At 72.0% G+C, this 15065-nt stretch carries 12 protein-coding genes and 1 pseudogene; 4 read left to right on the top strand and 9 right to left on the bottom strand.

Annotated elements, in window-relative coordinates; translation table 11 throughout:
* Positions 1-63 precede the first annotated feature (63 nt).
* The 4 genes from JIX56_RS42775 to JIX56_RS42790 all read right to left on the bottom strand — a co-directional run bounded on the left by JIX56_RS42775 (position 64) and on the right by JIX56_RS42790 (position 3509).
* Entirely contained in the window at positions 64-849 is a 786-nt protein-coding gene (locus tag JIX56_RS42775; RefSeq protein ID WP_257549185.1) for a maleylpyruvate isomerase family mycothiol-dependent enzyme, read from the bottom strand.
* A 68-nt stretch (positions 850-917) separates the two neighbouring features.
* Positions 918-1901 (bottom strand): ATP-grasp ribosomal peptide maturase, encoded by a 984-nt coding sequence (gene tgmB, locus JIX56_RS42780; RefSeq protein WP_257549187.1) that lies wholly within the window; start codon positions 1899-1901, stop codon positions 918-920.
* Between the two features lie 16 nt (positions 1902-1917).
* On the bottom strand, positions 1918-2109 hold the full coding sequence (gene tgmA / locus JIX56_RS42785; protein ID WP_013005676.1) for a putative ATP-grasp-modified RiPP: 192 nt from the start codon (positions 2107-2109) through the stop codon (positions 1918-1920).
* Positions 2110-2288: 179 nt separating this feature from the next.
* On the bottom strand, positions 2289-3509 hold the full coding sequence (locus JIX56_RS42790; protein ID WP_257551444.1) for an MFS transporter: 1221 nt from the start codon (positions 3507-3509) through the stop codon (positions 2289-2291).
* Positions 3510-3614: 105 nt separating this feature from the next.
* On the opposite strand from JIX56_RS42790, the gene JIX56_RS42795 reads away from it, so the two are divergent.
* A complete protein-coding gene (locus JIX56_RS42795) occupies positions 3615-4421 on the top strand; it encodes a DUF427 domain-containing protein (protein ID WP_257549189.1) in 807 nt (268 codons plus the stop codon).
* 565 nt (positions 4422-4986) lie between these two features.
* On the opposite strand, the gene JIX56_RS42800 is transcribed toward JIX56_RS42795, so the two are convergent.
* Positions 4987-7248, bottom strand: a complete 2262-nt coding sequence (locus JIX56_RS42800) for a heavy metal translocating P-type ATPase (RefSeq protein WP_257549191.1) — start codon at positions 7246-7248, stop codon at positions 4987-4989.
* Between the two features lie 180 nt (positions 7249-7428).
* Here JIX56_RS42800 and JIX56_RS42805 point away from each other — a divergent pair, with 180 nt between their 5' ends.
* A complete protein-coding gene (locus tag JIX56_RS42805; RefSeq protein ID WP_257549193.1) occupies positions 7429-8397 on the top strand; it encodes a DUF748 domain-containing protein in 969 nt (322 codons plus the stop codon).
* A 69-nt stretch (positions 8398-8466) separates the two neighbouring features.
* Here JIX56_RS42805 and JIX56_RS42810 read toward each other — a convergent pair whose 3' ends face one another.
* Both JIX56_RS42810 and JIX56_RS42815 read right to left on the bottom strand, forming a co-directional pair.
* Positions 8467-9975 carry an amidase gene (locus JIX56_RS42810; protein WP_257549194.1) on the bottom strand — a complete coding sequence of 503 codons (1509 nt, stop codon included), beginning with the start codon at positions 9973-9975 and terminating at the stop codon, positions 8467-8469.
* Positions 9972-11303 carry an Nramp family divalent metal transporter gene (locus JIX56_RS42815; protein WP_257549196.1) on the bottom strand — a complete coding sequence of 444 codons (1332 nt, stop codon included), beginning with the start codon at positions 11301-11303 and terminating at the stop codon, positions 9972-9974. Before JIX56_RS42815 ends, JIX56_RS42810 begins: the two co-directional genes overlap by 4 nt.
* Before the next feature lie 192 nt (positions 11304-11495).
* Between JIX56_RS42815 and JIX56_RS42820 the strand changes: the two genes are divergently transcribed.
* Positions 11496-12500, top strand: a complete 1005-nt coding sequence (locus tag JIX56_RS42820; protein ID WP_257549198.1) for an Lrp/AsnC family transcriptional regulator — start codon at positions 11496-11498, stop codon at positions 12498-12500.
* Between the two features lie 50 nt (positions 12501-12550).
* Here the strand turns inward: JIX56_RS42820 and JIX56_RS42825 are convergent.
* A pseudogene (locus tag JIX56_RS42825) lies at positions 12551-12796 on the bottom strand (alkaline phosphatase); the annotation flags it as partial.
* A gap of 271 nt (positions 12797-13067) precedes the next feature.
* On the opposite strand from JIX56_RS42825, the gene JIX56_RS42830 reads away from it, so the two are divergent.
* Positions 13068-13841 (top strand): AraC family transcriptional regulator, encoded by a 774-nt coding sequence (locus tag JIX56_RS42830; RefSeq protein ID WP_257549200.1) that lies wholly within the window; start codon positions 13068-13070, stop codon positions 13839-13841.
* A gap of 9 nt (positions 13842-13850) precedes the next feature.
* Here JIX56_RS42830 and JIX56_RS42835 read toward each other — a convergent pair whose 3' ends face one another.
* Positions 13851-15002, bottom strand: coding sequence for a methyltransferase (locus tag JIX56_RS42835; protein ID WP_257549202.1), 1152 nt, complete (start codon positions 15000-15002; stop codon positions 13851-13853).
* Positions 15003-15065 lie beyond the last annotated feature (63 nt).

Consider the following 15065-nt stretch of genomic DNA (forward strand, 5'->3'; position numbering starts at 1 on the left):
GGTCGAGTGTGGGGGCGGTGGGCGCACCGGACAAGGCAATCGGCGTGCGGGCCGGACCCGGTTTCAGACGATGCCCGAGGTCTCCCGCCACAGCTCCGCGAGCGAGGGGTCGCCCGTGACGGCGGGGAAGGGGAGCCGGTTCCACAGGGACAGGTACAGCCGGTGCGCCGGGCCCGAGATCTCGCAGTCGGCGTCCTCGGCGTCCTCGGCATCCTCGCTGCCCTTGGCGCCCTTGGCGCCCTTGGTGTCCGACGCTTCGGCCCGCTGCGCCACGGGCGGCTCCGACGACAGTTGTACGGTCCAGACGGCGCCGGTGTCCGTCGCCCGCACCCGCAGGACACGCGGCGTCTCGGTGCGCACCCGGCTCCTGCCGCGCGCGTGGAAGCCGAGCAGCAGTTCGTCGATGCCGTCGACCGCGAGCTCCATGGGGGGCTCGCCGGGCGGGCCGCCGAGCGCGGCGTCCGCGTCGGCGCGGTGCACGGCCGTCTCGTGGGCCTGGCGGCGCGCCCAGAACGCCAGCGGGGAGGGGGCGGGCAGGAAGGTCCAGCAGTCGACATCGGCCGGGGCGGCGCGCAGGGTGTCGACGAGGCGCCGGTGCCCCTCCTCGAACCAGGTCAGCAGGGCGTCACCGTCCAGGTCGGGGCCGGTCCCGATGGGGCGGGGCGAGGGATGGCCCTCGGAGACGAAGGCCGTGGCCCAGCGGTGCACCACGCCTGTGTGCCGCACGAGGTCCCGTATCCGCCAGTCGGGGCAGGTCGGCACCTCGGCGTCCGTACCGGCCTTCCGGGCGGCCGCGGCCAGCAGTCGGCCCTCCTCGTCCAGGGCTCTGATGTGCTCGGCAGTCTCCATGGGGTGAGTCTGCCGGATGAAGTGCGCTCGAAGCGCCCGCCCGGGCAGCGGGCGGGCGCTTCGGCTCGTCAGGGTGTCGCCCGTATCCGGCCGTCGCCGCGGGTCCCCGCCCCCGGCTCCTCGCGCGCCAGCCAGTCGGCGACGCTGCGGGCGATCGGCTGGCCGGTGTCCATCTCCACGAATCCGAACTGTCCCGACTGGTTGCACTCCAGGAACCACCAGATCCCGTCCGCGTCCTCCGCGAAGTCGAAGGCCCCGTAGGAGAGTTCGGCATCCCGCAGATAGACGCGTACGGCGGTGGCGGTGCGCGCCGGGACGTCGACCGGCTGCCAGGGCGCGGTGGAGGTGGCGAAGCGGACATCCACCTCGTCGGGGTGCGCGTCCGGGGCGACCGCCTTGCGGGCGGCCAGCATGCGGTCGCCGACGACGGTGAGCCGGATGTCGGCGGTCTTGGCGATCCGGCGCTGCAGCAGCGTCGGGCCGAACGCGACGGCGGTGAAATCGGTGCCGGGCGCGATCCGGCTGGTGGGGACCGTCCTGGGCGGTTCCTGCGGATGCGTGCCGGAGACCGGCTTCACCACCAGGTCGGGGAAGCGCTGCGCGAAGTCGCGGGCGGCCTGCGGGAACGTGGTGATCAGCGTGGCCGGTACGGGGAGCCCGCAGCGCTGGGCGTGCCGGAGCTGCCAGGGCTTGTGGCGGGCCCGCCGGGCCGCGTCGGGGTCGTTCATCCAGCGGACGTCCGTGCCGCGCAGCATGCCGTACAGGGCCTGCGAGGACTCCTCGGTCAGCCAGGCGGACGGCTCGGCGACCCGGCCGGCCGGAACCCCCGGCCGGCGCAGCCAGACGGACCGCAGCCCGCTCATGCTCACCAGGCGCCCCCCGGCGGACAGATGCCCGTGGAAGGCGCCGTGCACGTACTCGCCGGAGAGCGCCACCTCGCCGGGCAGGTCGGCGGGGTCGAGCCGGACCACCGGTACGCCGGTCCTGTTCAGTTGTGCCACCACCAGGTCCGCCGTCACATCCTGTTCGCAGGTCAGGATCAGCACGGTCATCGTCGCCGGTCCGTGTTCAGTCGTCGAAATGGGTCTTCGAGCCCGCGGTGGACGTCGTCGCCCCCAATTCCCTCATCAGACCTTGGTCATGAGCGGCTATCCGCCCGTCGGCGAGCACGTTCAACTGCAGCCCGGAGTCGTAGGTGTACGGAGCGCTGAACTCCAACTGCTCAGCGGCGCGAGCGTAGTTGAGCACGAACAGTCGCATCGTTTCTCCTTGTTCGGGACCATCCGGAAAACCGGATGGTGACGCTCCGGCCGTCCTCTGTTCGGCCGGGTCGCAGTGCCTCCAGGGAGTTATACGAATCGAACGACTGAATGGTTGCCTCATGTTCTCGGCGGGCTGACTTCATGCACCACGAGGTGTCACGGGGCAACGGTGAGTGGTCATTTCGCGGCCGAGTGACGGGTGGCGAACGCGATGGCGGAGGCGAACGCGGCGAGCACCGCGACGCTGGTGAGGGCGGTGGGCAGGGAGAACCATTCGGCCATGAAACCGATCGCGGGCGGACCGAGGAGCATGCCGAGATAGCCGAGGGTGGAGGCGGTGGCCACGCCGCTGGGACCGGCCAGCGCGCCGGCGCGTTCGATGGCGACGGGGAAGATGTTGGCGAGGCCCAGACCGGTGACCGCGAAGCCGAGCAGGGTCGCCCAGACCGAGGGGGCGAGGGAGCCGAGCAGCATGCCGGCCGCCGCGGTCGCGCCGCCGGCCACGAGCACGGTGGTCCTGCCCAGACGTTCGAGCAGGGTCGTCCCGGTGAGCCGGCCGATCGTCATGGCGAGCGCGAAACACGTGTAACCGATCGCCGCGACACCCGAGGAGGTGTCCAGGTCCTCCTCCAGATGCAGGGCGCTCCAGTCGGCCAGCGCCCCCTCGCCGTACGCCGTGCACCCGGCGATCAGGCCGAGGACGACCACCAGTCCGCGGGTACGGCCGTCGAGGCGGCGGGGACCGGCCTCCCGGTCGTCGTCCTGGCGGGACTCCAGGTCGTTCCGAGCGAGGGGGCGGTCCGGCGGTGCCGGGGGCTCGTGGCGCAGCAGGGTGGGCGCGGCGACGGCGGTCACCAGTAGGCCGAGCACGGTGATGCCGAGCAGATGGTGGGTGGGGGACAGGGAGTCCGCGACCAGGCTGCCGGCTCCCGCCCCGACCATGCCGCCGAGGCTGAACGCGGCGTGGAAACCGGGCATGATCGGCCGCCCCAGCGCGGCCACGAGGTCGACGGCGGCGCTGTTGAAAGCGACATTGATCCCGCCGAAAGCCGCGCCGAAGATCAGCAGTACCCCGCCCAGCGCGAGCGCCGAGTGGGTGAGCGGGGGCAGCGCCACGCTGAGCGACAGCAGAACGGCGCACACGACCGTCACCGGATGGCTGCCGAAACGGCGGCAGAGCCGGCCGGTGAGCATCATCGTGACCACCGCTCCGGCGGACACGCCCAGCAGTGCGAGCCCCAGCGCGCCGGGCGACGCGCCGGTCTGCTCCTTGATCGCGGGGATCCTGACCACCCAGCCGGCGAAGACGAAGCCGTCGAGGGCGAAGAAGGCGGTGATGGCGATACGGAGAACACGAAGGACACGGAGGTGGGAGAGGTCGCTGTCGTGGCCCGGCACGGCGTTGTGCGGTCGGGCTTTGTTTATTCGCGGCACAAAACAGAGGCTAGGCGCGAGCGAACGGCTGGGGCAAGGTGGCTGTAGGACGCCGAAGGAGAGCCGCTCATGCCGATGTTCCCCACCGAGCACGCCGTGCGGACCACCCCCGAAGGGCTGCTGTGGGAGCCCAGCGAGCGCTGGGTACGCGGAGCCAAGGGCGATGTGACGGTCGTCGACAGCCGCCACCCCGTACTCGTGTGGGAGCCCGGCGTGCCCGTACCGCTGTACGCGTTCCCGCGCGAGGAGGTCCGCGAGGATCTGCTCCGCCCGGCGAAGAACCCACCGACGGACGCCCACACCGGGTCACGGGTCTTCTACGACCTCGAAGTCGCCGGCGAGCGTACCGAGAACGCGGCCTGGACGTTCCCCGCCGCGGACCTGGCCGACCACATCGCCTTCGAGTGGTTCCGGCGCGTCGGCCGGGGCCTCGACCACTGGTACGAGGAAGAGGAAGAGATCTTCATCCACCCCCGTGACCCGCACAAACGCGTCGACGCCATCGCCGGCAGCCGCCATGTCCGGGTCGAGATCAACGGCACCGTCGTCGCCGACACGCGCCGCCCGGTACTGCTTTTCGAGACCGGTCTGCCCACGCGGTACTACATCCCGCGCGAGGACGTCCGCCTGGACCTGTTCGCCCCCACCGACCGCCGCACCGGCTGCCCGTACAAGGGCACCGCCGAGTACTGGTCGTGGCGCGGCGAGGCCGACGTACCGCCGAACATCGTCTGGAGCTATCCGGACCCGCTGCCCGCCGTGGGCGCGATCAAGGGACTCCTCGCCTTCTACAACGAGGAGGTCGACATCACCGTCGACGGCGAACTCCAGGAACGCCCGATCACGCCCTTCAGCACGAAGCCCTCGTCGACGTGACCCACGACATGACCCACGACGGTCGTCGGATCCCGCCTATGCTGAGGACGGCCGTTCCGCCGATCGCCGCCGGCCCTCCAGGGCTCCGGACCGGATGCCGGGGCCGGAGGTCGTGGCCCTCCACAGGCCGTGACTGCCACCGCCATCGGCTGACGCACCGCCGTGTTCGAGTGGCGCCGCACCCGGCGCTCCCTGACCTCTCCAGCCCGTCCAAGGAGAGCCCCCGTGGCCGTACGCCACCGGACGGTCCACGTACCCAGCGGCGCCTTCTTCACCATGGAGGACCCGAACCTGCTCCTCGCCCACCTCGGTGAACACCACGACCGCTGAACGATCGCATCGAATTTCCCCTTGCCGTCCTCGACGAGATTCTCGCGGGCGTGGGCAATGGAATTCGCCGATTTGGCCCGTAACGGTCCGTCGGCACAACCTCCGAGATGTCTCCGTGGAATGGCCCAGGGACGCACTCATCGTTTTCGGCGGGAGTGCCCAGGTCGGAAAATCGATCCCTGGCATTCGACACGATTTTCGCTCCAGGGGCAGCGGCGCCATGCCCGCGGGGTAATCAGTCGGCGGTTCGGAACGTGCGCAGCCGCAGGGAATTGCCCACGACGAAGACCGAGGAGAAGGCCATGGCCGCTCCGGCGATCATCGGGTTGAGAAGGCCGGCCGCGGCGAGTGGCAGGGCGGCCACGTTGTAGGCGAAGGCCCAGAACAGGTTGGACCGGATGGTGCCGAGGGTCCGGCGGGCGAGGCGGATGGCGTCGGCCGCCGCGCGCAGGTCGCCTCGTACGAGGGTCAGGTCGCCGGCCTCGATCGCGGCGTCCGTGCCGGTCCCCATCGCCAGGCCCAGGTCGGCCTGCGCGAGCGCGGCCGCGTCGTTGACGCCGTCGCCGACCATCGCGACCGAACGGCCCTCGTCCTGCAGCCGCTTGACGACGTCGACCTTGTCCTGCGGCAGGACCTCAGCGATCACGTCCTCGGGCGCGATACCGACCTCGCGGGCGACGGACTCGGCGACGGCCCGGTTGTCGCCGGTCAGCAGGATCGGCGTGAGGCCCAGTGCGCGCAGCCGGGTGATCGCCTCCGCGCTGGTCGCCTTCACCGCGTCGGCGACCTCGAGGACCGCACGCGCCTCGCCGTCCCAGGCGACCGCGATGGCCGTACGTCCGGACGCTTCGGCCTCGGACCTGGCCCGCCGGAGTTCCGAGGGCAGTTCCATGGCCCAGTCGGCGAGGAGCCGCTCGCGGCCGACGAGGACCGCGTGGCCGTCGACGATCCCCTGCACACCGAGCCCGGGTACGTTCGCGAAGTCCTCCGGCGTGGGGAGCGCACCGACCTTCGCCAACGCCCCCTCGGCGACGGCCCGGGCGACCGGGTGCTCGGAGGCGTGCTCCAACGCGCCCGCCAGCCGCAGGACTTCGGCCTCGTCGGTGTTGTCGGCGGTGTGCACGGCGAGCAGGGTCATACGGCCGGTGGTGACGGTGCCCGTCTTGTCGAGGACGACCGTGTCGACCTTGCGCGTGGACTCCAGGACCTCCGGGCCCTTGATCAGGATGCCGAGCTGGGCGCCGCGCCCGGTGCCGACCAGCAGCGCGGTCGGGGTGGCCAGTCCCAGGGCACAGGGGCAGGCGATGATCAGTACGGCGACCGCGGCGGTGAACGCGGCCGTCAGGCCGGCGCCGTTACCGAGCCAGAAGCCGAGGGTGCCCAGGGCAAGGGCGATCACGATCGGCACGAAGACGGCGGAGATCCGGTCCGCGAGCCGCTGCGCCGCGGCCTTCCCGTTCTGCGCGTCCTCCACCAGCCTCGCCATCCGGGCCAGTTGGGTGTCGGCGCCGACGCGGGTGGCCTCGACGACGAGCCGGCCGCCCGCGTTGACCGTGGCACCGGTGACCGGGTCGCCGGCCGCGACCTCCACGGGCACGGACTCGCCGGTGAGCATGGACGCGTCCACGGCGGACGAGCCCTCGACGACCGTGCCGTCGGTGGCGATCTTCTCGCCGGGCCGCACCAGGAAGCGGTCGCCGACCTTCAACTCGGCGACGGGAACACTCTGTTCGCCGCCGTCGGGCCGCAGCACGGTGACGTCCTTGGCACCCAGCTCCAGCAGCGCCCGCAGCGCCGCACCCGCCTTGCGCTTGGAGCGGGCCTCGAAATACCGCCCGGCCAGGATGAAGGCGGTCACTCCGGCCGCCGCCTCCAGATAGATGCTCCCGGCGCCGTCACCTCGGACGATGGTCAGCTCGAAGGGGTGCTTCATGCCCGGCGTGCCCGCCGTACCGAAGAACAGCGCCCACAGCGACCAGCTGAACGCGGCCAGTGTGCCGATGGAGATCAGCGTGTCCATGGTGGCGGCACCGTGCCGGGCGTTCGTCCAGGCGGCCCGATGGAAGGGCCATCCCGCGTACGTCACCACGGGCGCCGCCAGCGTCAGGGAGAGCCACTGCCAGTACTCGAACTGCAACGCCGGGATCATGGCCATCGCGACGACCGGGACGGCCAGGGCCACCGCCGTGATCAAGCGCTCCCTGAGCGGCCGCAGCTCGTCGTCCGCCGCCTCACCGTCGCCCTCGGGCTCGGCCGGTACGGGTGGCGCGGGCTCCCGGGCCGTGTAACCCGTCGCCTCGACGGTGGCGATCAGGTCCCGCACGGAGACGTCATCGGCGTAGCTGACCTTCGCCTTCTCGGTGGCGTAGTTGACCGTCGCGGTGACGCCCTCCATGCGGTTCAGCTTCTTCTCGACACGGGCCGCGCAGGAGGCGCAGGTCATGCCGCCGATGGAGAGCTCAACCTCGGCGGCGGTGCCGGTCCTGGTGGTGGTCATGGCTGCTCCTCGTGCGTGGTGGGCGGCGGTCAGGTACGGGGTGGGGGTAATCTTCGTTCCCACAGTCTGTATACCCCCGAGGGGTATACAGACTCCAAGTCGCCGGCAGTGCTTGACTCTATACCCCCCCGGGGTATTGTGAGCTGTGTGTGGAGACCCCCGACCCCGAAGGAGACGGCCATGGACACCGGACTGAGGATCACCGCGTTCGCCGCCGCGCTGGCCGCGACGTTCGGCGCCGCCTACGGCGTGGGCAAGGGCGTCGAACCCGTCGTCTCGGACACCCCGGAGAGCGCGCCCGCACGCCACGACAGCCACGGCGGGGAAACGTCACCGGAACCCGACGGAGGCGGCGGCCACGCGGAGGAGCACGCATCGGCCCCGGCCGGCGGGCTGCAGATCTCCGAGGGCGGCTACACGCTCGACCTCCGGACCCCGAGCGTCACCGCCGGGCGCCGCGCCGACCTGCGCTTCGTCATCCGGGACGAGGACGGCCGTGCCGTCACGGCGTACCAGCGCGAGCACGACAAGGAACTCCACCTCATCCTCGCCTCACGCGACCTGGTCACCTACCGCCATCTGCACCCCACCCGCGCCGCAGACGGCACCTGGAGCATCCCCGTCGACCTGCCCCGGGCGGGCGGCTACCGCGTCTTCGCCGACTTCACCCCGGCCGGGAAGAACACCGAGAACCTCACCCTCGGCGCGGACCTGGCCGCCTCGGGCACGTTCAAGCCGGAGAAGCTCCCGGCGGCGAGCGACACCGCCGAGGTCAACGGCTACGAGGTCGAGCTGGACGGCGGCCTGCGGCCGGGCGCGGCGAGCGAACTCAAGCTCAAGGTCTCCCGCGACGGCCGGCCCGTCACCGACCTCCAGCCCTACCTCGGCGCCTACGGCCACCTGGTCGCCCTGCGCTCCGGCGACCTCGCCTACCTGCACGTCCACCCCAACGGTGAACCGGGAGACGGAAAGACCGAACCCGGCCCGGACATCTCCTTCACGGCCACCGCCCCCAGCACCGGCACCTACCGCCTCTTCCTCGACTTCAAGCACCAAGGGAGCGTCCACACGGCGGCGTTCACGGTCGGGACCGGAGGAGCGGCGGCAGCGGAAGAGTCGGAGCCACCTTCGGTTGATCACGCGCACTGACGGTGCACCCGCGCCCCGTCAGGGGCGCGGGTGCACCGCGCGAGCAACCACGAATCACCCGCAGCTGAATCACCGCGCCCGCAGCGGAGCGTTCACCACCGGCGGCCGGCGCTCACCCACCCGCGTCGCCCGTTCGAAGGCGTGGCCGGCCTTCAGGACCGACCAGTCCCGGCGGTGCGGGCCGACGATCTGCAGCCCGACCGGCAGGCCCTCCGGGGTGAAACCGGCCGGGACGGACAGGGCGGGGCAGCCCGTGACGGAGATCAGGTACGCCGAGCGCATCCAGTCGAGATACGTCTCCATGGGGGTGCCGTCGACGACCGTCGGGTACGGCAGGTCGATGTCGAAGGGCGCGACCTGGCTGACCGGCAGCAACAGCAGGTCGTACCGCTCGAAGAACTCGCGGACCCGGTGGAAGAGCGCGCCGTGCAGCGCCTGCGCCCGCCCCAGGTCGGGGCCGCCGAGCCTGCGGCCCTCCTCGATGTTCCAGATCACGTCCGGGGCCAGCCGGTCGCGGTGCTCGTCCAGCAGCGGCCCGTAGGAGAGCTCCACCTGCCAGGCGCGCTGGGCGAGGAACACCTCGTCCGCGCCCCTGAGGTCCGGGCAGGCCTCCTCGACCTCGCAGCCCAGCGCGGAGAACACCTCCGGCGCCGGGCGCAGCGCCTCCCGTACCTCCGGATCCACGGGCACGGCCCCGCCGAGATCGGGCGACCAGGCGACCCGCAACCCCCGTAGGTTGCCGTCGAGTTGCCAGGCGAAAGTGGAGCCGGGCGTCTGGAGGGAGCGCGGGTCGCGGGGGTCGGGACCCGCCAGTACGGACAGGGTCAGGGCGACGTCCGCCACCGTCCGGGCCATCGGCCCCTTCACCGACAGCTGGCCCCACGGCGCCTTGTCGGGCCAGGACGGCACCCGGCCCGGCGACGGGCGCAGACCGACGACGTTGTTGAAGGAGGCGGGATTGCGCAGTGAGCCGCCGGTGTCGCTGCCGTCGGCGATGGGCTGCATCCCGCAGGCGAGGGCCGCCCCCGCGCCGCCGCTGCTGCCGCCCGCGCTGCGGGAGAGGTCGTACGGGTTGCGGGTGGCCCCGAAGACGGGGTTGACGGTGTGCGAACCCAGGCCGAGTTCGGGCACGTTGGTCTTGCCGAGGGTGATCGCCCCCGCCTTCCGCAGCCGCTCGACGACCAGGTGGTCGTGGTCGGGGACGCGGTCGGTGAAGATCGGCGAACCGGACGTCGTCCGGATGCCCGCCGTGTCGTGCAGATCCTTGTGCGCGACGGGCAGCCCGTGCAGCGGGCCGACCGGCTCCCCGGCCGCCATCCGGTCGTCCGCCTCGGCCGCCTGTTCCAGCGCCCGGTCGGCCACCAGCGTCACGATCGCGTTCACCGTCGGATTGACCCGCTCGATCCGTTCCAGGTGGGCGGTCACCACCTCCCGCGCGGACACCTCGCGGCGCGTGAGCGCGACGGAGAGTTCGTACGCGGTCCGCAAGCACAGGTCGTCCGTCGGGTCCGCGTCGCCCGTCGGGTTCACGGGGTACTGCGTGGGGTGGTCGACGAGGTGGTTCACGAGGTGGTTCACGCCCCTCCCAGGGAGTCCTTGAGCTGGACGACCGCGAGACTTCCGAAGAGCACGAAGGAGCCGCCCAGCAGTACGTTCGAGGTGATGCGGTTACGCAGCGCCGGTTCCACGCTCCGGCGGTTGAGCAGCACGAGCAGCGCGCCGGAGAGCAGCGGCAGGATCAGCGAGCCGACGGCGGCGTAGGTGAGGACGAGGGACACCGGCCGTCCCAGGAAGGTGACGACGACCGCGGTGACGGCGCAGTAGAGGACGAAGGCCCGGAACGGGCGGCCGTTCTGCGCGATGTGGGGCTCCGCCTCGGCGTCCGGGATGCCGCGCAGCGCCCGCAGCGAGTCGGCCATCATGTAGCACAGGCCGTTGAAGCCGCCGACGAGCGCGCTCAGCGTCACCAGGAAGAACGTCCCCAGGAACAGCACCCGCGCCACCGACCCCAGATCGGCGCCGAGCGGATCGGCGAGCGCGGCCAGACCCTCGCTGCCGGTGATGCTCCCGCCGGTGCCGTACAGCAGACCCGTGCCCACCACCGTCGTGCACAGCACGAACAGGAAGGTGAGGCCGTAACTCACCGCCGAATCGGCCCGCATGAGCCGCAGCCGGCTCCGGTCCGCCCAGCCCTTCTCCCGCACCCAGTAGCTGTACGAGGCGATCCCGGCCGTACCGCCCACCCCGCCGATCAGCGCCAGCACCGTCACCACGTCACCCTCCGGCAGCCGTGGGCGCAACGTGCCCAGCAGGCCGGGCAGATCGTCGGCGGTGGCGAGCATGGCCACCGCCAGGACGGCCATGCCGAGGAACTTGGCGAGCATGAAGACGCTCATCACCCGCTCGAACAGCGCGTACCGCCCGACGTACACGATCACGGCCGCCGCCAGCGCGATCGCCACGGCGACCGGCCTGACCGGCAGCACGGGGAACAGCGTCGACAGCGCCAACGACGCCACCGAGCTGAGCGCGGCCCCGTAGAGCAGCCCGATGACCAGCACGAACAGCATGAACACCAACGGCAGCCAGCGGGCGGCCGACTTCAGGCTCACGATCACGGTCTGCCCGGTGGCCAGGTACAGCCGGCCCACCGCCTCGGTGAGCGCGTACTTCAGGACGACACCGATGACGATCGCCCACATCAGCGCCATTCCGTACCCGGCCGCGCCCGCGAGCGACGTCACCATGTCGCCCGCGCCCACACTCGCGGCGGCCAGCACCAGACCGGGGCCCAGCAGGGCCAGCCGGCCGCGCCGGGTACCCGCGGGCCGGAACGGCGCCGGGGCGGTGGAGTCGGCGGCCGGGGAACGTGGGGGACTGCCGGGAGTCACGGTCACGTCAACCATCTCCGTACATCGGGGAGTTACGGGAGTCATGGGTTCGTGCGGCGTGCGGGCCGAGGGGGACGGTGGACGCGCCCGCACGGCGGGGAGACCGTGCGGGACATGCGATTCCACTTCCCGGCAGGCTGGGCCACGGCGACGGAAGGGAACAAGAAGCCCTGGGGAGTTGACGGAATCCGCCATAGGCTGGGTCCGATGGACGCACCGCAGACCGGCCCCGTGACGGATTCGCTGGACCGGCGCATCATCAGCGCGCTGCAGATCGACGGCCGGGCCGCCTGGCACCGCATCGCGGCGGCCCTCGGCGAGCCCGAACGCACGGTCGTCCGCCGGGGCACCCGGCTCCTGGAGTCCGGCCTCGTACGGATCGGGGCCATGGCGATGCGCGGCCGCAGCGTGGTGGTCGGCGTCCGCTGCGCCCCCGGCCGGGCACGAGTCACGGCGACCGCGCTGGCCCGCCGGCCCGACTGCGTCTTCGTCCACGTCCTGACCGGCACCCCGGACTGCGTCGCGGAACTGCGCTGGCCCCGGGAGCGACTGGCGGGCCTCGTCCTGGACGAACTCGCCGGGCTGCCGGGCGTGACGGAGACCCACACCCTGCCCGTACTGCGCCATGTCCGCACGATCCGCGAGTGGCACGCCGGTCTGCTCACCGAGGCCGAGATCGCCGCGCTGAAGGGCACGGCTCCCTCCGACGCCGCGTCCCCGCCGATCACCGATCCGCTGCCGACCGGCGAGACGTCCTCCGAACTCTCCCGCGTCGACCGGCTGTTGCTGCACGCCCTCGCCGAGGACGGGCGCCGCACCTACGACGAACTCGCGCGCATCGCGGGCGTCTCGGAGGCCACCGCGAGACGCCGCCTCGGCGCGTTACGGCGCGAGGGCAAGGTCCGTATCCGCGCCGTGATCGAACCCGCGGTGCTCGGGCTGCCGGTCGAGGCGGTCCTCTGGGTCCGCACACCCCCGGCCAAGGTCGACTCCGTGACAGCGGCCCTCGCCGAGTCCGCGCACGTCCGCTACACCAGTTTCGTCACCGGCGAACGCCAGCTCCTGATCCTCACCGCGTTCCCCGACGAGACCGCCCTCCACGACTTCGTCACCCGTTCCCCGTGGCTCCACGAGGTGGCGTCGATCGACGTCAACCTCGTCCTCACCACCTTGAAACGCGGCGGTCTGCCGGCCCCTTGGCTGCGGGACTGACCGCACGCCTCGCAGGCCTCAGACGGCGACGACCCGTACGTACCCCGGCCTCAGACGGCGACGACCCGTACCCCGGCCTCCTCGAACCGCCGTACCGTCTCCGGTTCCGCGGCCGTGTCCGTGTCCGTGTCCGTGACCAGCGTGTCCACCGACTCGGCCGCGCAGATCCGCGCGAACGCCCGCCGCCCCGGCTTGCTGGAGTCGGCCGCGACGACGACCCGCTCGGCGCGCTCGCACCGCAGCCGGTTGACGGCGGCCTCCACCTCGTCGTGCGCCGCCGCGCCATGGTCGACATCGGCACCGCGCTCACCATCGCCCTGACCGGCGCGATCCGTGGCTTCCCGGCCGCCCACCCCGAGGTGGTGGACCCGCGCGAGTACCTCGCGGCGGGGCCGGGAGGCGATGGCGGAGTCGGTGGCCCGGCTCATCCGCGTCCTGCGCGTGGAAGAGGCCCTTCCGTCCGCGTCGGCAGTCCGTACGAGTCCGTCCGGTTTGGGAATGTGACCGTCTCGCCGAGCGCGGCAGCCGGGATCGGAGTGTGACGCCCGTCACTGATATTTTTCGGTCATGCGGGAGACGGAGATCCACCTCGGTGAGCCGCCTGTCGTCGCCCTCATCGGCGTCGGCGTACACGGCGTCGCGGGGCGCACGGACGTGTTCCGGCTTCCCGAGCTGTGGCAGCTGCACCTCTACCAGTACGAGGCCGACCTGACCGTCGACGGCACGGCCCACACCATCCGCCCGGGCCGGGTCAGCCTCGTACCGCCCGGCACCACGGTCCGCTACCGCTATCGGGGCCGCTCCGAACACCTCTTCGCCCATCTGCGCATCGCCCCTGCCGGGCCGCCCCGCACGGTTCCGGTCGTCCAGGACGCGGGCCCCGAACTCCCCACGCTGACCGGCCTGTTGCTCCAGGCGGTGGCCGCCGCCCCGAGCGAGCCCGACCGCACCCGGGCCGAGATCTGGACCACCCTGTGGCGCGTCGCCCATCTGACCCCGCCGGGCGCGGCCGACCCGGGCCCGCACCCCGCCGTCACCACCGCCATAGCCCATATCGAGGCCCACCTCGCCGCCCCGCTCACCATCCCGGAGGTGGCCCGCGTGGCCGGCGTCTCCCACAACCATCTGACCCGGCTGTTCCGCGCCGAGACGGGTGGCACGGTCGTCGCCTACATCCGCCGCCGCAGACTCGAGCGCGCCCACCATCTGCTCCGCGCCACGACCCTCTCCATCCCCGCCGTGGCCGCCTCCGTCGGCATCCCCGACCTCCAGGCCTTCAACAAGGCCTGCCGCCGGGAACTGGGCGCCTCACCACGAGCCCTGCGCGGGGCCGCGTCCTGACCCCGGGGATCAGGAAGCCCGCTTGACCGCCTTCAGCACCACGAACTTCGCATCGCTCGCCACGACTTCACTGTTGCCGAAGAGCCGCCGCAGGGTGACGTGATAGCCCAGATGGCGATTCCCGACCACCCACAGCTCACCGCCCGGCCGCAGCGCCCGCCGCGCCCCGGTGAACATCCGCCGGGCCGTGGCGTCGGTCGTCGCCTGGTGGGAGTGGAACGGCGGATTGTTGAGGACGAGATCCACGCTGTCCGGCGCGCATTCCTCCAGCCCGTCACCGACCCGGAACTCTGCCTTGCCGTCGGCGTCCGGCCGGTTCGCCCGGTACGTCGCCTCCGCCGAGGCCACCGCCTGGTACGACTCGTCCACGAACACCACCTCGGCGTCCGGATCGGCCAGCGCGACCGCCGTGCCGACCACGCCGTTGCCGCACCCCAGATCCACGACCCGCCCGCCACCCCGGCCACCCGGCAGATGCCGCAGGAAGAACCGGGTACCGATGTCGAGCCGGTCGGCGCAGAACACGCCGGCGTGGTTGACGACGGTATGACCGGCCAACAGACCGATGTCGTCGGGGAGTTGATAGGTGTACGGCCATGGGTCGTTCCCCCGCGCCCCTAGCGTCGCCGCGTCCGGCGTGCAGAAGATCAGCCGTGCCTTCTGCTGGGCGAGCGAGGTGCGGGTCGGGCCGAGGATCCGCTCGAAGAGCCTGAGCGTCGAGGTGTGGATCTCCTTGACCATGCCGGTGCCGACCACGACCGTCCCCTCGTGCACGGCGGGCGCGAGCCGGTGCAGCTGGTCCTCCAGGAGCGCGAGGCTCTTGGGAACCCGGACGAGGAGCACGTCTACCCGGTCCGGGGGCGTGTCCCGGGTCGTGAGCAGCCGTACCGTGTCCGCCGCGACCTCGTTGCGCGTCAGGTTCTCCCGTGTCGCCTCCCGGCTCAGGAACGAGTCGGTGATATGCGTCGGCCCGTGCCCGGCGAGCGCCGTGGTCAGCGCGCCCCAGCGGTCGCCGACGACCACGACCGACCCGTCCAACGGCGTCCCGCTCTCCGCGAGATGGCGCAGCAGATACGCGTCGGACGCGTCCCACGCGCGCAGCCGGTCACGTGGGTCCTCGGGAAAGCGGGCCAGGGCGTACTCGCCCCAGGGTGTGGTCATCGGGTCGCTCATCGTGTGCCCAGGCTAACCCGAGCCCAGCTCACGCCCCTTCTCCGAGCCGCT

It is taken from the genome of Streptomyces sp. CA-210063 (assembly GCF_024612015.1).
In the GTDB taxonomy this organism is placed as follows: Bacteria; Actinomycetota; Actinomycetes; order Streptomycetales; family Streptomycetaceae; genus Streptomyces.

Coding starts and splice junctions, on each gene's coding strand:
- JIX56_RS42795 (WP_257549189.1), top strand. CDS start 3,615: ATGCCGATGTTCCCCACCGAGCACGCCGTGCGGACCACCCCCGAAGGG.
- tgmB (WP_257549187.1), bottom strand. CDS start 1,901: ATGACCGTGCTGATCCTGACCTGCGAACAGGATGTGACGGCGGACCTG.
- JIX56_RS42800 (WP_257549191.1), bottom strand. CDS start 7,248: ATGACCACCACCAGGACCGGCACCGCCGCCGAGGTTGAGCTCTCCATC.
- JIX56_RS42820 (WP_257549198.1), top strand. CDS start 11,496: ATGGACGCACCGCAGACCGGCCCCGTGACGGATTCGCTGGACCGGCGC.
- JIX56_RS42805 (WP_257549193.1), top strand. CDS start 7,429: ATGGACACCGGACTGAGGATCACCGCGTTCGCCGCCGCGCTGGCCGCG.
- JIX56_RS42830 (WP_257549200.1), top strand. CDS start 13,068: ATGCGGGAGACGGAGATCCACCTCGGTGAGCCGCCTGTCGTCGCCCTC.
- JIX56_RS42775 (WP_257549185.1), bottom strand. CDS start 849: ATGGAGACTGCCGAGCACATCAGAGCCCTGGACGAGGAGGGCCGACTG.
- tgmA (WP_013005676.1), bottom strand. CDS start 2,109: ATGCGACTGTTCGTGCTCAACTACGCTCGCGCCGCTGAGCAGTTGGAG.
- JIX56_RS42835 (WP_257549202.1), bottom strand. CDS start 15,002: ATGACCACACCCTGGGGCGAGTACGCCCTGGCCCGCTTTCCCGAGGAC.
- JIX56_RS42815 (WP_257549196.1), bottom strand. CDS start 11,303: ATGGTTGACGTGACCGTGACTCCCGGCAGTCCCCCACGTTCCCCGGCC.